This is a genomic window from Pseudomonas sp. BF-R-26 (assembly GCF_019947395.1).
In the GTDB taxonomy this organism is placed as follows: domain Bacteria; phylum Pseudomonadota; class Gammaproteobacteria; order Pseudomonadales; family Pseudomonadaceae; genus Aquipseudomonas; species Aquipseudomonas farris.
The window spans coordinates 114,485-134,552 of the sequence record NZ_JAGYGK010000018.1 but is presented as its reverse complement, the minus strand read 5'-3'; the positions used below and the strand labels follow the sequence as shown (position 1 = coordinate 134,552).

The 20,068-nt window shown below is 59.5% G+C and carries 20 protein-coding genes; 10 read left to right on the top strand and 10 right to left on the bottom strand.

Going from position 1 to position 20,068, the window contains the following annotated elements:
* Positions 1 to 3: 3 nt before the first annotated feature.
* The 4 genes from dctA to KGB18_RS24960 all read left to right on the top strand — a co-directional run bounded on the left by dctA (position 4) and on the right by KGB18_RS24960 (position 4,555).
* Positions 4 to 1,323, top strand: a complete 1,320-nt coding sequence (gene dctA / locus KGB18_RS24975) for a C4-dicarboxylate transporter DctA (RefSeq protein WP_123719168.1) — start codon at positions 4 to 6, stop codon at positions 1,321 to 1,323.
* A gap of 134 nt (positions 1,324 to 1,457) precedes the next feature.
* Positions 1,458 to 2,762 (top strand): CitMHS family transporter, encoded by a 1,305-nt coding sequence (locus KGB18_RS24970; protein ID WP_223570666.1) that lies wholly within the window; start codon positions 1,458 to 1,460, stop codon positions 2,760 to 2,762.
* A gap of 95 nt (positions 2,763 to 2,857) precedes the next feature.
* A complete protein-coding gene (locus KGB18_RS24965) occupies positions 2,858 to 4,111 on the top strand; it encodes an OprD family porin (protein WP_223570665.1) in 1,254 nt (417 codons plus the stop codon).
* Between the two features lie 105 nt (positions 4,112 to 4,216).
* Complete coding sequence (locus KGB18_RS24960) at positions 4,217 to 4,555, top strand: FKBP-type peptidyl-prolyl cis-trans isomerase (RefSeq protein WP_223570664.1); 339 nt, start codon at positions 4,217 to 4,219, stop codon at positions 4,553 to 4,555.
* A gap of 245 nt (positions 4,556 to 4,800) precedes the next feature.
* Here the strand turns inward: KGB18_RS24960 and KGB18_RS24955 are convergent, their stop codons facing one another.
* Together KGB18_RS24955 and KGB18_RS24950 are read right to left on the bottom strand one after the other, a co-directional pair.
* A complete protein-coding gene (locus tag KGB18_RS24955) occupies positions 4,801 to 5,136 on the bottom strand; it encodes a hypothetical protein (RefSeq protein ID WP_223570663.1) in 336 nt (111 codons plus the stop codon).
* A gap of 206 nt (positions 5,137 to 5,342) precedes the next feature.
* A complete protein-coding gene (locus tag KGB18_RS24950; RefSeq protein ID WP_223570662.1) occupies positions 5,343 to 6,464 on the bottom strand; it encodes a cytochrome P450 in 1,122 nt (373 codons plus the stop codon).
* Between the two features lie 81 nt (positions 6,465 to 6,545).
* Here KGB18_RS24950 and KGB18_RS24945 point away from each other — a divergent pair, with 81 nt between their 5' ends.
* Positions 6,546 to 7,310 carry an ArsR/SmtB family transcription factor gene (locus KGB18_RS24945; RefSeq protein ID WP_123719174.1) on the top strand — a complete coding sequence of 255 codons (765 nt, stop codon included), beginning with the start codon at positions 6,546 to 6,548 and terminating at the stop codon, positions 7,308 to 7,310.
* Here KGB18_RS24945 and KGB18_RS24940 read toward each other — a convergent pair.
* Complete coding sequence (locus KGB18_RS24940; protein WP_123719175.1) at positions 7,307 to 7,915, bottom strand: LysE family translocator; 609 nt, start codon at positions 7,913 to 7,915, stop codon at positions 7,307 to 7,309. The two genes, KGB18_RS24945 and KGB18_RS24940, sit on opposite strands and share 4 nt — an antisense overlap.
* Before the next feature lie 105 nt (positions 7,916 to 8,020).
* On the opposite strand from KGB18_RS24940, the gene KGB18_RS24935 reads away from it, so the two are divergent.
* Complete coding sequence (locus KGB18_RS24935) at positions 8,021 to 8,947, top strand: LysR substrate-binding domain-containing protein (RefSeq protein WP_223570661.1); 927 nt, start codon at positions 8,021 to 8,023, stop codon at positions 8,945 to 8,947.
* Here the strand turns inward: KGB18_RS24935 and KGB18_RS24930 are convergent.
* From KGB18_RS24930 to KGB18_RS24905, 6 genes are all read right to left on the bottom strand, one after another.
* Entirely contained in the window at positions 8,937 to 9,278 is a 342-nt protein-coding gene (locus tag KGB18_RS24930; protein ID WP_223570660.1) for a hypothetical protein, read from the bottom strand. The genes KGB18_RS24935 and KGB18_RS24930 overlap by 11 nt on opposite strands.
* 135 nt (positions 9,279 to 9,413) lie before the next feature.
* The gene (locus KGB18_RS24925) at positions 9,414 to 10,433 is read right to left on the bottom strand and encodes a branched-chain amino acid aminotransferase (protein WP_008005375.1); all 1,020 of its coding nucleotides are present in this window, start codon (positions 10,431 to 10,433) and stop codon (positions 9,414 to 9,416) included.
* A 300-nt stretch (positions 10,434 to 10,733) separates the two neighbouring features.
* The gene (gene lpdA, locus KGB18_RS24920) at positions 10,734 to 12,116 is read right to left on the bottom strand and encodes a dihydrolipoyl dehydrogenase (RefSeq protein ID WP_123719178.1); all 1,383 of its coding nucleotides are present in this window, start codon (positions 12,114 to 12,116) and stop codon (positions 10,734 to 10,736) included.
* Positions 12,117 to 12,133: 17 nt separating this feature from the next.
* Complete coding sequence (locus tag KGB18_RS24915) at positions 12,134 to 13,402, bottom strand: dihydrolipoamide acetyltransferase family protein (protein WP_223570659.1); 1,269 nt, start codon at positions 13,400 to 13,402, stop codon at positions 12,134 to 12,136.
* Positions 13,403 to 14,461: an alpha-ketoacid dehydrogenase subunit beta gene (locus KGB18_RS24910; RefSeq protein ID WP_223570658.1), complete on the bottom strand. Its 1,059-nt coding sequence runs from the start codon at positions 14,459 to 14,461 to the stop codon at positions 13,403 to 13,405.
* A gap of 1 nt (position 14,462) precedes the next feature.
* A complete protein-coding gene (locus KGB18_RS24905; RefSeq protein WP_048394687.1) occupies positions 14,463 to 15,698 on the bottom strand; it encodes a 3-methyl-2-oxobutanoate dehydrogenase (2-methylpropanoyl-transferring) subunit alpha in 1,236 nt (411 codons plus the stop codon).
* A gap of 185 nt (positions 15,699 to 15,883) precedes the next feature.
* Here KGB18_RS24905 and bkdR point away from each other — a divergent pair, with 185 nt between their 5' ends.
* Positions 15,884 to 16,372 (top strand): Bkd operon transcriptional regulator BkdR, encoded by a 489-nt coding sequence (bkdR, locus tag KGB18_RS24900; RefSeq protein ID WP_017339472.1) that lies wholly within the window; start codon positions 15,884 to 15,886, stop codon positions 16,370 to 16,372.
* A gap of 221 nt (positions 16,373 to 16,593) precedes the next feature.
* Here the strand turns inward: bkdR and KGB18_RS24895 are convergent, their stop codons facing one another.
* A complete protein-coding gene (locus KGB18_RS24895) occupies positions 16,594 to 17,457 on the bottom strand; it encodes an MBL fold metallo-hydrolase (RefSeq protein WP_123719180.1) in 864 nt (287 codons plus the stop codon).
* A 104-nt stretch (positions 17,458 to 17,561) separates the two neighbouring features.
* Here KGB18_RS24895 and KGB18_RS24890 point away from each other — a divergent pair, with 104 nt between their 5' ends.
* Genes KGB18_RS24890 through KGB18_RS24880 form a run of 3 tightly spaced genes read left to right on the top strand, consistent with a single transcriptional unit; the run spans position 17,562 to position 20,006 of the window.
* Positions 17,562 to 17,942, top strand: coding sequence for an ArsR/SmtB family transcription factor (locus KGB18_RS24890; protein WP_223570657.1), 381 nt, complete (start codon positions 17,562 to 17,564; stop codon positions 17,940 to 17,942).
* 3 nt (positions 17,943 to 17,945) lie between these two features.
* Positions 17,946 to 19,190: an FAD/NAD(P)-binding oxidoreductase gene (locus KGB18_RS24885; RefSeq protein ID WP_223570656.1), complete on the top strand. Its 1,245-nt coding sequence runs from the start codon at positions 17,946 to 17,948 to the stop codon at positions 19,188 to 19,190.
* A 9-nt stretch (positions 19,191 to 19,199) separates the two neighbouring features.
* Positions 19,200 to 20,006: a sulfite exporter TauE/SafE family protein gene (locus KGB18_RS24880; protein WP_201060237.1), complete on the top strand. Its 807-nt coding sequence runs from the start codon at positions 19,200 to 19,202 to the stop codon at positions 20,004 to 20,006.
* Positions 20,007 to 20,068: the final 62 nt, after the last annotated feature.

The window sequence follows — 20,068 nt, the reverse complement described above, 5'->3', positions numbered from 1 at the left end:
AAAATGGGTGATGCCATGAAAGTTGTTAAATCGCTCTACTTCCAGATCCTCTGCGCCGTGCTGCTGGGCGTCGTGGTCGGACACTTCTGGGCTCAGCAGGCCATTGCCCTCAAGCCGTTGGGTGATGCCTTCATTAAGCTGATCAAAATGATGATTGCGCCGGTCGTGTTTTGCACCATCGTCACCGGCATCGCCGGGATGAACGACAAACGCTCCCTTGGCCGCTTGCTGAGCAAGACCATGCTGCTGTTTCTCGGGCTGACGGTGATCAGCCTGATCATCGGCCTGGTTGCGGTCTACGTGTTCAAGCCGGGCGCGGGCATGAACATCGACCCGAGCCATTTGAGTACGGCGGGCCTGTCTCAATACACCGAGTCTGCGGCGAAGCTTGGGGTGGTCGAGTTTTTCATGCACATCATCCCCGACACCTTTATAGGTGCGTTCAGTAAAGGTGAAGTGCTGCCGGTTTTGTTTATCGCGGTGCTGTGCGGTTTCGCCCTGTCTTCCCTGGGTGAACGTGGCAAGCCAGTACTCGACGTACTGGAAGCGGCATCGCAGATGGTCTTCAAGATTTTTTCCTACTTGATGCGTTTTGCGCCGATCGGTGCCTTCGGGGCACTGGCGTTCACCGTCGGACAGTACGGCATCACCTCGCTGGGTTCGCTGGCAAAGTTGATCATGACCTTGTACGTCGCCTGCGCCTTCTTCGTCTTTGTGGTGCTGGGAAGCATTTGCCGCGCCCACGGCTTCAGCCTGTGGAAGCTGCTGCGTTACCTGCGCGAAGAGTTCCTGGTGGTGTTGGGAACGTCCTCCACTGAGCCGGTCATGCCACGCATGCTGGAGAAACTCCAGGCCCTGGGTTGCAGCAAGGGTGTAGTGGGGCTGGTGCTGCCGACGGGGTACTCGTTCAACCTCGATGGCACGGCGATCTACCTGTCTTTGGCGGCAATTTTCATTGCCCAGGCCTGCAACATCGACCTGACCATGACCCAAACCTTGACCATGCTGGCGATCATGCTGCTGTCGTCCAAGGGCGCGGCAGGGGTGACTGGCAGCGGTTTCGTGGCACTGGCTTCCACGCTCACGGTGATCCATGACATTCCGCTGGCAGGCCTGGCGCTGTTGATCGGGATCGACCGTTTCATGTCCGAGGCGCGAGCCCTGACCAGCCTGGCGAGTAACGCCGTGGCGACCGTGGTGATCTCTATCTCCGAGAGCGCCTGCGACCGTCAGGTCCTGCTCGATACCCTGGACGGTAAAACACCGGTTGTCCCGGGTGTAGATCAAAGCTGGGACCGCGTCGGGATCACCACGCACATTTAGTCCTGCGTAAACGCTGCAAAAACTAACCTTTTAACTACCTGCTGCCGGGCGTCGCCGATCGCGTCGCCTGGCGGGCTCGGGGTCGTTCGCCCGCGCGTCGGCCACGCATTCCATAACAACAAGAGAGTTGCCCTATGCTCGCCTTACTCGGCTTGGCCATGGTGGTTGTGTTCACCTTCCTGATCATGACCAAGCGTCTGTCACCGATCGTTGCATTGACCATTGTTCCGATCGTCTTTGCTGTCATCGGCGGTTTTGGTGGAACCACCGGCAAAATGATGCTCGACGGTCTGAAAATGGTTGCCCCGTCGGCAGCGCTGCTGCTGTTCGCAATTCTGTTTTTCGGTTTGATGATCGACTCGGGGCTGTTCGATCCGCTGATCCGCAAGATTCTCAAACGGGTCAACGGCGACCCGATGAAAATTGCGGTCGGCACTGCGCTGCTGTCGCTGACTGTCGCCCTGGACGGTGACGGCACCACCACTTACATGATCACTTGCGCGGCAATGCTGCCGTTGTACAAGCGCATCGGCATGAACCCGATGATTCTGGCGACCATTTCCATGCTGTCGCTGAGCATCATGAGCGGCATGACCCCTTGGGGCGGCCCGGCGACCCGAGCGATTGCCGCGCTGGGGCTGGATGCCGGGGCGTACTTTGTTCCGTTGTTGCCGACCATGATCGGCGGCGCTGCGTGGGTGGTATTCACCGCGTTCCTGCTGGGCCGCGCCGAACGTAAACGCATTGGCAACGTCCAGCTGCAAAGCGGCGGGAGTGATTGCTACATCAAGGCGATTCTTGAGGACACGCCGCACAAACGCCCGAAACTGGCCTACGTCAACCTGTTGCTGGTGACGGCGGTGATGGTCGCGCTAGTGATGGGGCTCATGCACTCGGCAATCCTGTTTCTGATTGGCTTCGTGCTGGCGCTGATGATCAACTATCCGCAACTGGACATTCAGAAAGAACGCATCCTCGCACACTCCGGCAACGCCATGACTGTAGTCCTGCTGGTGTTTGCGGCTGGTATTTTTGCCGGGATTTTCTCTGGAACCAAAATGGTCGACGCATTGGCGCAAACCCTGGTGGACTGGATTCCACCGTCCTGGGGGCACCTGTTCCCGCTGGTGGTGGCGATCACCAGCATGCCGTTGACCTTCGTGCTGTCCAATGATGCCTATTACTTCGGTGTGGTACCGATCCTCGCCAACGCGGCGGCGGCCTACGGGATCGATCCGGTGGAAATCGCCCGGGCGTCGATTCTTGGCCAACCGGTGCACTTGATGAGCCCGCTGGTGGCCTCGACCCTGTTGCTGGTGGGGATGGTCGATCGCGACTTGGGCGACTTCCAGCGCGCCACCTTCAAATGGGCGGTGCTCACCTCCCTGGTGGTCACAGCTTTAGCCCTGCTGACCGGGGCCTTGACGCTGTTCGCCTGATTCATCCCTGACTCGCCACTTGATAGAACTCCACGCGCCCGATGTCGGACGTGCGGTCACGTGCATCCTTAAAACAACAATATGAGTAGTTCGACATGACCCACTTTCTGACTCGCGGGGCTCTTCTTCCTCTTCTGGGTGTGTTGACGATGGCCACTGCCGGTGCGAGTGATTTCATCGACGACAGCAAGTTGAAGTTGCAACTGCGTAACGTCTATATCAACGAAAACTTTCGCGATGAGCATGGCTTGAGTGCGCGTTCAGCCAGAACCGCTAAAAGTGAGCGCACCGAGTGGGCCCAGGGTTTCCTGCTGGATTTCCAGTCGGGGTTCACGCCCGGCACTATCGGTTTCGGGGTCGACGCATTGGGCCTGCTGGGTGTCAAACTCGATTCCGGGCGTGGCCGCAGTGGCACCGGTCTGTTGCCGGTACACGATGACGGTCGCGCCACCGATGAGTTTGCCAGTGCCGGGGCTGCGGCCAAGGTCAAACTGGCCAAGACCACCCTCAAATACGGCACCCTGCTGCCCAAAACTCCGGTGCTGATCTATAACGATGCGCGTTTGCTGCCGCAAACCTATGAGGGAGGACAAGTCACCAGCACCGACATCGAAAACCTGACCCTGACCGGCGGTCATCTGGATCGATTCAAACTGCGCGATTCCACCGACAGCGTGTCGATCGTTCCTGACGGTTACTCAGGCGACAAAGGTGGCGATTTCACCTATGCCGGTGGTGATTACAAACTCGGCAAGAACACCCGTCTGAGTTACTTCTACGGTGAACTGGAAAACTTCTATCGCCAGAACTTTGCCGGCATCCAGCACGATCTGCCATTGGGTCCCGGGGTGTTGACCGGCGACTTGCGCTATTTCAACAGCAATGACGCGGGCCGTGCCTACGCCTCGAAAATCGATAACGACATGCTCAGCGGTCAACTGTCCTACGCGGTGGCGGGGCACACCTTTGGTGGCGGTTATCAACAACTCAGCGGTGACGCCGGGTTGCCGTACATCAGCGGTGCGACGGTGTACTCGTTCAGCAACGTCGGCATCGGCAAGTTCATCGAAGAGGACGAGAAGACCTGGATGCTCAGTTACGCTTACGACTTTGCGCCGATGGGCATGCCCGGGCTGACGTTCATGACCCGTTATCTCAAAGGCAACGATGGCAAGTCCGACACCAACATCAAAGAGTCCGAACGCGACACAGAACTGGCCTATGTGGTCCAGAGCGGCACGTTCAAGGGGCTAGGCGTGAAGCTGCGCAACTATGTCTACCGTTCGGACTTCGCGCGTGGACGTGACAGCAACCGGATCTATTTCACCTACGATATTGCCCTCTGGTAAGGGCGCCGAGCGGGGTCTAACTGAATAAATTGCCAATAGCCCGCATTTCTGCGAAAACGGCGCCCATGAAGCCTGTTCGGGCAAGCTCACACAAGAGTGAATGTAATGAATGAAGAATTGCAGGTAATCGACCTTGAAGTAGGCGACGGCAAAGCCGCTGTCAAAGGCGCGCTGATCACCACCCAATATCGGGGTTGGCTGGAAGACGGTACTGAATTTGATTCTTCCTACAGCCGGGGTAAACCTTTCCAATGTGTGATTGGCACAGGACGGGTGATTAAAGGCTGGGATCAGGGGATCATGGGCATGCAGGTTGGCGGTAAACGCAAACTGCTGGTGCCAGCGCATCTGGCTTATGGCGAGCGGACGATGGGCGCGATTACACCGAATTCGAATCTGATTTTCGAGATTGAATTGCTGGAAGTGCTGACGCGGGATGATTGATGGCTGTGTGAGTTGAAACGACAAAACCCGCTGTCTCTGTGAGGAGACAGCGGGTTTTTGCTATCTGTGGCGAGGGGGCTTGCCCCCGTTGGGTTGCGCAGCGACCCCAAAACCTGTGCATGCGGTGTATCAGGTAAATCTCCGCTCGCCAGTTTTGCGGCTGCTGCGCACCCGAGCGGGAGCAAGCTTCCTCGCCACAGTTCAGTGCCTGGTTCACGGTCAGTGTCCCTTTGCTAAACGGCGAATCAGGTGAATACCTCAATATCATCAAGGGTGTCCGCCACAATCCCCTCCAAGGAAGGAAATTTTTCCTTCACCTTTTCAAGGGCCGGGAGTACTGCACCCAAGTCCAGATCACCCTGTCTGCGGGCTATGTGACCGAACGCGGTGATGGCAGATGCTGCAACCGATTCGGACTCACTCACGAGGTACTTCAGGCAGGTGTTCTGAGCCCAGGTTTTGTCTTGCTCATTCAGACCGATAGAAATCAATGCGGCGGCAACGTTAGTTTCTACGCCGCTAGCTAGAAGCCTCGTCGCTTCCTCGTGGCTCATTGATGGATCTTGGTAGAGAAGGCTCACTTTTTAACTCCATTCTGTGGCTGGTTCACGGTCAGTTCACCCGCGATGTAGCCTATTGCGCAAGTCAAAAGTGATGCGTTGTTTGTCAGACTGCCGTCGCGAGCAGGCTCGCTCCCACACGTTGATTGGAGGGCTCACAATGTTTGGGATCGACACAAATTCCCTGTGGGAGCGAGCCTGCTCGCGAAGAACGATGACGCGGTCCGTCAGGTATTCAGCAAGTCGGTGAACAAAGGAATGCGCCCATTCAGGGACGGGCGATAGTGCCAGGCCAAACAGTCCAAAGCAGGTTTCATCGCCAGGATCTCAGTCAGCGTGGCGCTGGCAATGCTCATGGCCAGAACCTGCCCCGGACATTGATGACGCCCCGCGCCGAAAGTGAAACTGCGACGGTTCGGGCGATCGAGCAAAAACGTATCGGGATCATCATTAAGCTGCGGATCGCGATTGGCCGAGGCCAGCAGCACCAGAATAACGTCGCCGGGGTTCAGGCTCACGCCGTCGATTTCACACGGTTCGGCGACGAAACGGCGGGTGTTTTGCACCGACGGGTCGAAGCGCTGGACTTCAGCGATCAAGTCATCAACATGAGCCGAATCCAACTGTGGGTTTCGGATCAACGCCAATAGCGCATTACCGATCAGCCCGGCAGTGGCTTCATGGGTCTGGGAGAACAGGCCGATCAGGTTGGCGATCAAGGTTTCAGCGTCGGTCGATGTCGCCGCGAAACGCTGCCGGATACCAGCGAGCAGAGCGCTTCGGTTGCTCGGGTCGTCCAGAAGCTCGATGAAATAACCCTTCAGCTGTTCCGCCGCGACATGGGCGGCGTCCAGTTGCGCCTGATCGCTGAGAGGAGACAGGCAGGCGACGAAGTCTGCGGTCAGCTCGCTGATGGCCCGGCCCTGAGCCGGAGAAAACCCCAGCAACGCCGCCACTACGCAGACCGGTCCGCGAAACATCGCCGCGTACAACCCGTCGGCCCCCGGGGTGATCAACCGAGCGCCGACCAACGCATTGACCTCATTCTCGTCAATCAACGCCAGCCCCGGCTCAATCGCCGCCCTCGGGCAACGCTGCCGTTCACCCTCGTTCATACGCATCAACTGACCGAACACTTTTCCGGCCATGCCTTGAGCAATCAATCGGGGCACCGGCTCATGAGACGGCCGGACATGGCAATCCGGATGCGCCAGCACGGCGGCAACGGCTCGGGCGCTGCTGGCCACCCACAGTTTCAGTCCTTGATGAAAAACCAACCCACGCTCTGCGCGCAGTTGTGCGTAGTAGGGATAGGGATCGGCGTGAGTCGCAGCGATGATCGGGTCCATGGGTCGCAGCCTTATCGGTGGTTGGAAAGTGTTGCTACTATCTCCAGTCCGAAAGGGCCTTGATTCGTCCGGGAGCGAAATATGAACGCAGAACAACACGACATCGGCGTCTCTCAAGTGGCGGCAGCGATTGCCGAGCCGGCCCGGACGAAAATCCTCTGTTCGTTGATGGACGGCCACGCCCGCACCAGTACCGAGTTGGCGGCGGTTGCCGAAGTCAGCGCCTCGACCGCCAGTGCTCATCTGGCCAAGCTCAAGGAACTGGCGCTGGTGCGTTTGCACGTTCAAGGCCGTCATCGCTATTACAGCCTCGCGGACAAGCGCGTGGCCCAGGCCCTGGAAGCGCTGATGGTGATCGGCCAGAACGCCGCGCCGACGTTCAACCCGCGCACCCCCGACCGCCTGCAATTCGCCCGCACCTGCTACGACCACATGGCCGGTACATTGGCGGTGCTGCTGCATGACCGGATGATCGAAGCGGGGTGGTTGCTGGAAACTGATGAGCAGGTTTATCAACTGAGCGACAGCGGCGAAGCGTTGTTCGAAGGGTTGGGGATCGACGTCAAAGACTTGAGCACCTTGCGCCGCCGCTTCGCCTGCCCGTGTCTGGACTGGAGCATGCGTCGGCCACACCTGGGCGGTGCCTTGGGCGCGGCGTTGCTGCAAACGGCGATCAAACGCAAATGGGTGACGCAGGATCTGGACAGCCGGGCGCTGGCGTTGACGGCGGTGGGGCGCAAGGAACTCAGTAGCCGGTTCGCCGCTGAACTGCCGGTTCAGGTGACGACCGCACAACCCGCGGCCACCGAGAACAGGCGCCGCGCGATCGCCAGTCCTGTGGCTTAGCGACTGCTCGAGGCCATGAGCACGCCAAAGCCGGCGAAGGTCACGCCCGAGACTTTCGCCGTCAGCCAGGAACCCTTCGGGCTCGACAACCAGCCTTTGGCGGCATTGGCGAGCAAGGCATAGCTGCCATGCACCAGAATCACCAGTGCGGCATAGGAGGCGACCAGTTTGAAGAACTGGGCGTAGAAGTGCGCCGAGGTGTCGATGAATTGCGGGAACACCGCCAGAAAGAAAAAAACCGCCTTGGGGTTCAAAAACTGCAGCGAAGCCGCTTCAACGAAGCGATAGCCGGGGCTTGAGGGGCGCGTTTCAAGCAGCGTGCTGGAACGATCCGAGCGCCAGCTTTTGTAGCCCAGGTACAACAAATAGGCGGCCCCGGCGTATTTCAGCGCGGTAAAGGCGTTCGCGGAGGTGCTGAGTATCAGGCCCACACTGGTGGCGCTGATGGCGGCGACGACGAACGCCCCCGACGCAATCCCCAGAATGCCCGGCACGGCTCCCGTCCAGCCGTGACGCACCGCGTTGGAGAGGGTCAGGACCACGCCAGGCCCCGGGCTCAAAATGGTCAGGGTGGCGAAAAGTATAAAGAGTCCGTAGCTGTTCATGTCGTGCTCCGTCAGGTGGCGCTGGCTGCGTGCTGGCAGAGTGGCGTGACGACGAGGGCGTGACAAACGCTTTAATTAAAGCGCATAGGTGACTAAATTAGACGCATGAAAAATCAACTACCGCCTCTTAATGCTGTTCGCGCCTTCGCCATCGCTGCTCGTCATCAGAGCTTCAGGCTGGCGGCCGAAGAGCTGCATGTCAGCCACAGTGCCATCAGTCGGCACATCAAATTGCTTGAGGAATACCTGGGCGTGCTGCTGTTCGAGCGGCGTATCCGTCAATCGGTGCTGACGCCGGCCGGCCAGCGCTTTTATGAGCAGGTCAGCGCCGGGCTGTCGCAGATCGCCAACGCCGCCGCTGCACTCAAGCAACATGCCTCGCTACCTACCGTGAAGATCAATGTACGTCCGTCCTTTGCCGTGCTTTGGCTGACGCCCAGGCTGGCGGATTTCATTGCGCAGCACCCGGACATCAAGCCGCAGGTGATCACGCAAACCCAGGCACCCGATCAGGCACGCGACGGGTTCGATGTCGTCATTCGCCGTGGTCGTGACGACTGGGCGCCGGCGATTGAGGCGCGAGCGCTGTTCGAAGACGAACTAATGCTGGTCGCGGCGCCATCGCTGATCGAGCGCCTGCCACTGGAAGACCTCACTTCGCTGAGCAGCCACACGTTACTGACCGCCAAGGCTCGTCGCGAAGACTGGCACCATTGGGCGATGCACTTTGGTCAAAGTCTGTCAGCCACTCAGGTCACCCGGCAGTTTGATCACATGCACCTGGTGCTTCAGGCCGCCGTGGGGGGGCAGGGCATTGCTTTGTGTCCGACCTCTTTGCTGGGCACCCATCTTTTGAGCGGACAGTTGATCTGCCCGTTGCCCGAGTTGCGTATGCCGTTGCCGCGTTATTACTACGGTGTTGCGCCGGACGTGACGGCGCAGACACGGGTGTTTATGGAGTGGTTGTTTGCCCGCATTGCTCAGGATGAACAGCATTGGCAAACACCTGGTGCTGTGACCGCTACGCCCTGAAATTCCAGACAATCTCCACCACCCGCACCGCCAGCACCAGGTAGACCAGAAACAGAATGATCTGAAACGCCGTGTGATACGGCAACCTGGACAGCCGGCGCAGGCCGTCGCTGACATTGAGCAGCATCAGCACCGCTGACAGCAGGATCAATCCCCAGCCAGCGAGGCTTGAGGTGAGAAACCCCATAAACAAGTACTGATTGCTGTGCAACGCGTTGGTGCCCGCCGCGAACAGCAGGGCGCATACCAGCAGGTTTTTGATGTTGTCGAACACTTGCGTGGTGAAATCGGTGTCCAGCAAGGCCAGATACTTTCGCCAGAGTTTGCCCATGGTTTTAGTGGCACCTGTTGATGGCTATTGAACGTGGCAAGTCTAGTGACGTTTTCCACGATACGCGGACGAAAAAAAGCCCGGCCTTCAATGTGATGGCCGGGCTTTTGTGTTCAAACGGGCAGTCGCGTCAAATCAAACCTTGACGATCCAGCCCGCTGGCGCTTCGACGTCGCCGGTCTGTACACCGGTCAGCTCTTTGTAGAGCTTCTGGGTGACCGGGCCGACTTCGGTTTCGCTATGGAACACGTGCAGCTTGTCGTTGTAGCTGATGCCGCCGATCGGGGTGATCACTGCAGCGGTACCGCAAGCACCGGCTTCCTTGAAGTCGGACAGCTTGTCGATGAACACGTCACCTTCAACCACTTCCAGGCCCAGACGGGTTTTGGCCAGCTCGATCAACGACAGACGAGTGATGCCCGGCAACACCGAAGGGGAATTCGGGGTGACGAACTTGTTGTCGTGGGTGATCCCGAAGAAGTTGGCCGAGCCGACTTCTTCGATTTTGGTGTGGGTCAGCGGGTCCAGGTAGATGCAGTCGGCGAAATGCGCCTTCTTGGCTTGGGAGCCCGGCATCAGGCTGGCGGCGTAGTTGCCACCGACCTTGGCCGCGCCGGTGCCTTGTGGGGCAGCACGGTCGTAGCTGGAGATCAGGAAGTTATGCGGGGTCAAACCGCCTTTGAAGTAGGCGCCGACCGGGATGCAGAAGATCGAGAAGATGAACTCGGGCGCAGTACGCACGCCGATGTTGTCACCCACGCCGATCACGAACGGGCGCAGGTACAGCGCGCCGCCGGTGCCGTAAGGCGGGATGAAACGCTCGTTGGCGCGAACCACTTCCTTGCACGCTTCGACGAACTGTTCGGTGGACACCTGCGGCATCAGCAGGCGCGCGCAGCTGCGTTGCATGCGTGCGGCGTTCTGGTCCGGGCGGAACAGGTTGATCGAACCGTCCTTGCAGCGGTAGGCCTTCAGGCCTTCGAAGCACTGCTGGCCATAGTGAAGGGCAGTGGAGCCTTCGCTGATGTGCAGCACGTTGTCTTCGGTCAGGGTGCCTTTGTCCCACTCGCCATTACGCCAGTGCGACAGATAGCGCTTGTCTGTCTTGATGTAGTCAAAACCCAGCTTGTCCCAATTGATGCTTTCGTTACCCATGACACCCTCTATCACTTAACAACCGCCGAAACGGTTCAAGGCTTCTGACATTTTTCTGGATGGGGACAACAATACTTCATTCCGGGCCCATTTCGCAGCCCGGAATTCGATCTCTGCGACCATCGATGCACCCGATGTAGCAGCTGTCGAGCACCGCGAGGCAGCGTTCGGCGACGAAGTCGTCGTATTCCGGCTGACTCGCTATGCCTGAAAGCACGCGGTGGCAGGTTTTGCGACGACTTCGTCGCCGGACGCTGCCTCGCGTTGCTCGTCAGCTGCTACAAGGGTTTGCGTCTGGTTTTAGAGGTGCAGCGCGTGACCAAGGGCACGCAACGCCGCTTCCTGCACCGCCTCACCCAGCGTTGGATGCGCGTGGATGGTGCCGGCGATGTCTTCCAGACGAGCGCCCATTTCCAGGCTCTGGCCAAACGCCGTCGACAACTCCGAGACGCCCACACCCACCGCCTGCCAACCAACAATCACATGATTGTCACGGCGCGCCACGACCCGCACGAAACCGCTTTTCGATTCCAGCGTCATCGCCCGGCCATTGGCGGCGAACGGAAAACTGGAAACGATGCAGTCCAGTCCCGCAGCCTTGGCCTCGTCCGGGGTCTTGCCGACCACCACCAGTTCCGGGTCGGTGAAGCACACGGCGGCGATGGCTGTCGGGTTGAATTCGCGGTGTTTACCGCTGATCAGCTCGGCAACCATTTCACCCTGAGCCATGGCCCGGTGGGCGAGCATCGGTTCGCCGCTCAAGTCGCCGATGGCGTAGACGTTGCGCATACTGGTCTGGCAACGGTTGTCGATCTTGATCGCCGAACCGTTCATCTCCAGATTCAAGGCTTCGAGGTTCCAGCCTTGAGTGTTGGGTTTGCGACCGACGGCCACCAGCACCTGATCGGTTGCAAGATTCAGAATGTCGCCGTTCGGGTCGCGAACTTGTAGAGTATTTCTTTGTGAATCAAAGCCTTCGACGCTGTGTTTCAAGTAAAGCTTCACATCGAGTTGCTTGAGCGCTTCGTGCACCGGATGGGTCAGTTCGGCATCGTAGGCCGGCAGGATACGATCCTGCGCCTCGACCACACTGACCTCGGCGCCGAGCTTACGATAGGCAATTCCCAGCTCCAGACCGATGTAACCGCCACCGACCACGACCAGTCGTTTCGGCACGCTTTTCGGCGCCAGGGCTTCGGTGGAGGAGATGATCGGCCCGCCAATCGGCAGCATCGGCAGGTTCACGCTTTTCGAACCGGTGGCCAGCACCAGGTGCTCGCACTGAATGCGCGTATCGCCAACTTCGACGGTTTTGCCGTCGATCACTTTGGCCCAGCCTTGAATGACCTGGACCTTGTGCTTCTTTAATAGCGCCGAGACGCCGGTGGTCAGGCGATCAACGATACCGTCCTTCCACTCGACGCTCTTGCCGATGTCCAGGGTCGGCGCCGACACGCTGATGCCCAGCGCCGAGTATTGGCTGTGGTGCCGTGTCTGATGGAACTGTTCGGCGACGTGAATCAATGCCTTCGACGGAATGCAGCCGATGTTCAGGCAGGTGCCGCCCAACGATTCGCCTTCCACCAGAATGGTCGAAATGCCCAGTTGACCAGCACGGATCGCCGTTACATAGCCACCAGGGCCGCCGCCGATGATCAGCAACGTGGTGTTCAAAGTTTGCATGCCTGCTCCACTAATAATTAGTCCACAAACAGGGTGGCGGGTTGTTCGAGCAAGCCACGAACGGCCTGGATGAATTGCGCCGCGTCCATGCCATCGACCACGCGGTGATCGAAGGAGCTGGAGAGGTTCATCATCTTGCGAATCACGATCTGGCCTTTGACGACCATCGGCCGTTCGACGATTTTGTTCACGCCGACGATCGCTACTTCCGGCAGGTTCAGCACCGGGGTGCTGACGATGCCGCCCAAGGCGCCGAGGCTGGTCAGAGTGATGGTCGAGCCGGACAGCTCATCGCGGCTGGCCTTGCCAGTGCGCGCAGCAGTTGCCAGACGCGAGATTTCCGCGGCGCTGTCCCACAGGCTGCGGGCTTCGGCGTGACGCACCACCGGCACCATCAAACCGATGTCGGCTTGCGTGGCGACGCCCACATGCACCGCGCCGAGGCGGGTGATGACTTGCGCTTCGTCGTCGTAACGGGCGTTGATTTGCGGGAAGTCGCGCAGCGCCACGACCAACGCGCGGACCAGGAATGGCAGCAAGGTCAGCTTGCCGCGGGTCGCACCGTGTTTTTCGTTCAGGTGTGCGCGCAGTTCTTCCACGGCAGTGACGTCGATTTCTTCGACGTAGCTGAAGTGGGCAGCACGCTGGGTGGCGTCCTGCATGCGCTGAGCGATCTTGCGGCGCATGCCGATCACCGGGATCTGCTCTTCGTCGTTGCGCTGGGCGTAAGCGGCGGTGGCGGTCGATGCGTTCGACTGACCCTGAGCCAGCCAGGCTTCGAGGTCTTCGTGCAGCACACGGCCGGCAGGGCCGCTGCCACGCACCAGACGCAATTGAATGCCGAGGTCCAGCGCATGTTTGCGCACGGCCGGGGAGGCCAGCGGGCGTTCATCGGCCTCGCGAGCAACCATCGGGCCTTGGCACGCAGCGGCCGAGCGAGGCGCCACAACCGGTTTGCTTTCAACAACCGCTTCAACTTTAGGCGCTGCAACGGGTGTTTCTTTAACCGCTACTGGCTGGACCGACTCTTTAACGTTGCCCGCGCCTTCAACTTCAATGCTGATCAAGATGCTGCCAACCGCCATGACTTCGCCAGGCTGGCCGCCCAGCGCAATCACCTTGCCATGCACCGGGGATGGAATGTCGACCATCGCCTTGTCGGTCATGACATCGGCCAGCACCTGATCCTCGACGACCATGTCACCGACCTTGACGTGCCACTGAGACAGTTCAACTTCTGCAATGCCTTCGCCAATGTCCGGCATTTTAATAACGTGCGTGCCCATTCAGACCTCCATAACCCGATGCAAAGCCGCGCCCACTCGGGACGGGCCAGGGAAATACGCCCACTCTTGCGCGTGCGGGTAGGGGGTGTCCCAACCGGTGACGCGTTCGATCGGCGCTTCCAGGTAGTGGAAGCAATGCTCTTGCACCAAGGCGACCAGTTCGGCGCCGAAACCGCAGGTGCGGGTTGCTTCGTGAACGATCACGCAACGGCCGGTTTTCTTCACCGACTTGACGATGGTGTCCAGGTCCAGCGGCCACAGGCTGCGCAGGTCGATGACTTCTGCGTCGACGCCGGTTTCTTCAGCGGCGACTTGCGAGACGTAGACGGTGGTGCCGTAAGTGAGCACGGTCACGTCCTTGCCCGGACGGGTGATAGCGGCGACGTCCAGTGGCACGGTGTAGTAACCGTCCGGCACTTGTGCGGCGGGGTGTTTCGACCACGGGGTTACCGGACGGTCGTGGTGGCCATCGAACGGGCCGTTGTACAGGCGTTTTGGTTCGAGGAAGATCACCGGGTCATCGTTTTCGATGGAGGCGATCAGCAGGCCTTTGGCGTCGTAAGGGTTGGACGGCATGACCGTGCGCAAACCGCAAACCTGGGTGAACATCGCCTCGATGCTCTGGCTGTGGGTCTGGCCACCGTAGATGCCGCCGCCGCATGGCATGCGCAGGGTCATCGGCGCGGTGAACTCGCCGGCCGAGCGATAGCGCAAGCGTGCGGCTTCGGAAATGATCTGGTCCGACGCCGGGTAGACATAATCGGCGAACTGAATCTCGGCCACCGGCCGCAAACCGTAAGCGCCCATGCCCACGGCGACGCCAACGATACCGCTTTCGGAGATCGGTGCGTCGAATACGCGGGAAGTGCCGTATTTGTTCTGCAGGCCTTCGGTGCAACGGAACACGCCGCCGAAATAACCGACGTCCTGGCCGAACACCACGACATTGTCGTCACGCTCAAGCATCACATCCATGGCCGAGCGCAGGGCCTGGATCATGGTCATGGTGGTCGTGGTCATGGCGGTTTCCAACTCGATTTTATTGTTGTGATCGTTCATGTCAGATCCCCAACTCTTGACGCTGGCGCTTCAAGTGCTCCGGCATCTCTTTGTAGACGTCTTCGAACATGGTCGCGGCGCTCGGAATCTGGCCGCCGGCGAGGGTGCCGTACTGCTCGGCTTCTTTCTGCGCAGCGATCACTTCGGCTTCCAGTTCGGCGCTGACGGCGACGTGTTCCTCTTCGGACCACTGACCGATTTTGATCAGGTGCTGCTTGAGTCGCGCAATCGGGTCGCCCAACGGGAAGTGGCTCCAGTCGTCGGCAGGACGGTATTTGGATGGATCATCAGACGTCGAGTGCGGGCCGGCGCGGTAGGTGACCCATTCGATCATGGTCGGGCCGAGGTTGCGGCGTGCGCGTTCGGCGGCCCAGGCAGAGGCGGCGTACACCGCGACAAAATCGTTGCCATCGACCCGCAGGGAGGCGATGCCGCAACCGACGCCGCGTCCGGCGAAGGTGGTGGCTTCACCGCCGGCAATCGCCTGGAACGTCGAGATCGCCCACTGGTTGTTGACCACGTTGAGGATCACCGGCGCACGGTAGACGTGGGCGAAGGTGAGGGCGGTGTGGAAGTCCGATTCAGCGGTAGCGCCGTCGCCGATCCAGGCCGAGGCGATTTTGGTGTCGCCCTTGATCGCCGAGGCCATGCCCCAGCCAACGCCCTGAACGAATTGAGTGGCGAGGTTGCCGGAAATGGTGAAGAAACCGGCGTCTTTGACCGAGTACATGATCGGCAGCTGACGGCCTTTGAGCGGATCGCGCTCGTTGGACAACAGTTGGCAGATCAGGCCCACCAATGGCACTTCACGGGCCATGAGGATGCTTTGTTGACGGTAGGTGGGGAAGCACATGTCGTCGATGTTCAAGGCCAGGGCCTGGGCGCTGCCGATGGCTTCTTCGCCAAGGCTTTGCATGTAGAACGACATTTTTTTCTGACGCTGGGCGACCACCATGCGGTTGTCGAAAATCCGCGTCTTGAGCATGGCGCGCATGCCTTTACGCAGGATCTCGACTGGCACGCCTTCGGCCCATGGACCGAGGGCATTGCCCTGGTCGTCGAGCACGCGAATCAGGCCTTTGGCCAGATCAGCCGTGTCGGCCGGTTCAACGTCGATTGGGGGTTTGCGCACCAAGCCTGCGTCAGTCAGATGCAGGTAGGAGAAGTCGGTTTTGCAGCCGGGGCGGCCCGAAGGTTCGGGAACGTGCAGGCGCAGCGGTTCGTACGCTTGGTTCATGGCTTCTACGCTCGATCTTGTGAATTTCTTGTAGTGAGCTGGCAGTCATTCTTCGGTAAAAGAATTCTTGTCCTACAACAATCATAGGCCGGCCCAAGAAGAATATTTCTCTCTGTTTCGTTGCGCTTGAGGTCATTTGAGGATAAAAAATCTGCATAAACATAAAAAACAGGTGGTTTTGTCTCATGCGCAAACTGGACCGTACCGATATCGGCATTCTCAACAGCCTTCAGGAGAACGCGCGCATCACCAACGCCGACCTCGCGCGCTCGGTGAACCTGTCACCGACGCCGTGCTTCAACCGGGTCAAGGCGATGGAAGAATTAGGGCTGATTCGTGAGCAAGTGACCCTGCTGGATGCCGACCTGCTGGGGCTGCATGTGAATGTGTTCATTCACGTCAGCCTGGAGAAACAGGTGGAGGAGGCGTTGCAGCATTTCGAAGAAGCGATCTCGGATCGCCCGGAAGTGATGGAGTGCTATTTGATGGCCGGCGATCCGGACTATCTGATCCGCGTGCTGGTGCCGACTATTCAGTCGCTGGAGCGCTTCATGATGGACTTTTTGACCAAAGTGCCGGGGGTGGCAAACATCCGTTCGAGCTTTGCGCTCAAGCAGGTGAGGTACAAGACGGCGCTGCCGTTGCCGGCGAATGGGTTGACCCTGGCCAACTGAAAATCGCAGTTGTAGCAGCTGTCGAGCACCGCGAGGCAGCGTTCGGCGGCGAAGCCGTCGCAAAACCTGCAACCGTGTTCTTTCAGGTAAACCGCGTTGGGTGGATTACGACGGCTTCGCCGCCGAACGCTGCCTCGCGGTGCTCGACAGCTGCTACGGGTTAGTCCCTGTAGGAGCTGGCGAAGCCTGCGATCTTTTGATCATGATTTGCGATCGCGAGGTCAGAGTTGATTCAGGGGAATTTTCAGGTAAGTCACGCCATTCTCTTCCGCCGGCGGCAAATTCCCCGCCCGCACATTCACTTGAATCGCCGGCAACAACAGCGTCGGCATGCACAACCCGGCGTCGCGCTGGGTGCGCATGGCGACGAAGGTGGCCTCATCAATGCCGTCGTGAATATGGATGTTGCTTTTGCGCTGCTCACCCACCGTGCTCTGACATTGCGGGGCGCGGCCCGGGGGCGGGTAATCGTGGCAGACGTAAAGCCGCACGCTGGCGGGGAAGGCCAACAGTTTGTGGATCGAGGCAAACATCTGGTTGGCGTTGCCGCCGGGGAAGTCGCAGCGCGCGGTGCCGACGTCCGGCATGAACAACGTATCGCCCACCAGAATCACATCACTGTCGATCAAATAGGCCATGTCCGCCGGAGTATGCCCGGGTACATGCAGGGCCGTGGCCTTGAGGTTGCCGATCCGGAATGACTCGTCTGGCGCAAACAGGTGATCGAACTGTGAACCATCGACGCTAAATCCCGGTTCGAGGTTGAACAGTGCCTTGAACACGTCCTGAACCTTGCTGATCGACTCACCAATCGCAATCTTGCCGCCCAGTTCCCGACGCAGATAAGGCGCGGCCGACAGGTGATCGGCATGGGCGTGGGTTTCCAGCAGCCATTGCACCTGCAACTGATGTTTGCGCACGAAGGTGATGATTTTGTCGGCCTGGACGGTCGTGGTGCGTCCGGCGGCGGGGTCGTAATCCAGCACCGGATCGACAATCGCGCAGTGCCCGCCATCGTGTTCGTAGATCACGTAGCTGTAGGTCGACGAGGCGGGGTCGAGGAAGGCTTCAATCAACGCAGACATGGGGACGAACCTGTGGAAAGGGGCGGGAGGACAATAACCGGTTGCAACACTTTATGTTTAAACATAATGTCCGCAGCTTAAGTGACGTCGAAGGCATCCTGCAAATGCAATCCAGTCTGACCGAATGTGAAGTCGCCCAGCTCCGGGCCTCGGCTTCCAAAGCTTGCGCGCTGCTCAAGGCTTTGGCCAACGAGGACCGCTTGCTGATTCTCTGCCAATTGACCCAAGGCGAGCGCAACGTCGGCGAACTGGAAAAAATGACCGGCGTGCGCCAGCCCACACTGTCCCAACAGCTGGGCATCCTGCGCGACGAGGGATTGGTAGTCACCCGTCGTGAAGGCAAGTACATATTCTATGGTTTAGCCAGTCACGAAGTGATTCAGGTGATGAAGACGCTGTCCGGCCTGTACTGCGGAGCGGTGCTGAAAAGCTGGGGCTCGACAGCTGCTACAACCCGGCGCCATGCGTGCAATAACAAGGAATGAATGATGAACGATCAACACTGGGGCCCATCCATCAGTGCCGACATCGTGGTAATAGGCGGCGGGACCGCCGGCATTGGTTTGGTTGCCAGCCTGCTGAAACGCGATCCGGGTTTAAACATCACCGTTATCGAACCCGACAGCCAGCATTACTACCAACCGGCGTGGACGCTGGTAGGCGGTGGTGCTTACGCGGTGAAAAACACCGCGCGCCCGATGTCCTCGGTGATGCCGCGTCAGGCCACCTGGTTGCAAGCGTCCGTGACTGACATCGCCCCCGACAGCAAACGACTGACCCTCGACGATGGCCGCACCGTCAGTTACCAGAACCTCGTCGTCTGCCCCGGTTTGCGCCTGGCCTGGGAGAAAATCGAAGGCTTGCAGGACTCCCTCGGCCAGAACGGTGTGACTTCCAATTACAGCTATCGGCACGCGGCCTACACCTGGGAACTGGTCCAGGGATTGCGCGGCGGAAAAGCGATCTTCACCCAGCCAGCGATGCCGATCAAATGCGCTGGTGCGCCGCAGAAAGCCTTGTACTTGTCCTGCGATCACTGGCGTAAAACCGGCGTTCTGAACAAATTCGACGTCGAGTTCAATCTGGCCGGCGCTGCGTTGTTCGGCGTGGCGACATTCGTGCCGCCGCTCATGAAGTACATCGAAAAGTACAGCGCCCGGCTGGCCTTCAATTCCAATCTGGTCAAGGTTGACGGGCCGTCGAAAACCGCGTGGTTCGAGGTCAAGGACGCTGCGGGTGTCGTGACCGTAGAAGAAAAAACCTTCGACCTGCTGCACGTCGTGCCGCCTCAGGTCTCGCCGGATTTCATCCGCCAAAGCCCTTTGGCCGACGCTGCTGGCTGGTGCGAAGTGAACCCGCACAGCCTGCAACATGTGCGCTATACCGACGTCTTTGCCTTGGGCGATGTCTGCTCCACCAGCAACGCGAAAACTGCCGCCGCCGCGCGCAAGCAGATCGTGGTGGTGGCGCAAAACCTGCTGGCCCTGCGCAAGCAACAGCCGTTGCCACTCAAGTACGACGGCTACGGTTCCTGCCCGCTGACGGTGGAGAAGGGCAAGGTGATCCTCGCCGAGTTCGGTTACGCCGGTAAATTGCTGCCGACCTTTCCCCTCGACCCGACGGTGCCGCGTCGTTCGGCCTGGTTTCTCAAGGCGACCCTGCTGCCGTGGTTCTACTGGAATGGCCTGCTCAAGGGCCGTGAATGGCTGACCCATCTGTCTAAGGTTGACTGAGAGAACTCTATGTTGCTGGCCAGTTTTTTCGGTGTGGTCATGGGGCTGGTGCTCGGTTTGACCGGCGCTGGTGGCGGGATTCTTGCGGTGCCGGCCCTGGTGCTGGGGCTGGGTTTGACCATGACCCAAGCGGCGCCCGTCGCCTTGTTCGCGGTGGGCAGTGCGGCGGCGATCGGTGCGATTGACGGTTTGCGCCATGGCCTGGTGCGCTATCGCGCGGCGCTGTTGATTGCACTGCTTGGCGCGGTGTTTTCGCCGGTGGGCATCTACTTCGCCCATCAGTTGCCGGAAAAGATCCTGATGGTCCTGTTCAGTCTGCTGATGGTCATGGTGGCCTGGCGGATGCTGCGCCGGGAAAAGCACGACGACGGCCCGAGCGACCACGGGCATGCCAACTGGGGCCAGAAGAACTGCATGCTCGATCAGCAGACCGGGCGCTTTTCCTGGACCGCCAAATGCACCGCAACCCTGGCGGCACTCGGCGCGGTGACCGGTGTGGTCTCGGGGCTGCTCGGTGTTGGCGGCGGCTTTCTGATTGTTCCGGCGTTCAAGCAACTGACGGATGTGCAGATGCGCGGGATCGTTGCCACGTCGTTGATGGTGATCAGCCTGATCTCGGTAATCGGCGTGGTCGGCGCGTTTCATGCCGGGGTGCGGATCGATGGTTTGGGCGCGTCGTTCATTGTCGCCAGCATCGTCGGGATGATCCTCGGTCGAAAACTCAGCGCGCGGGTGCCGGCCCGGGCTCTACAGATCGGTTTCGCCAGCGTCTGCGTGGTGATCGCCGTTTACATGTTGTTTAGAGCGCTCGTCTAGCGGATACCGGTTCCTGTGGACGCCAGTCCGGTCCACAGGCTTACATCCTAAGTTCCGGGCCT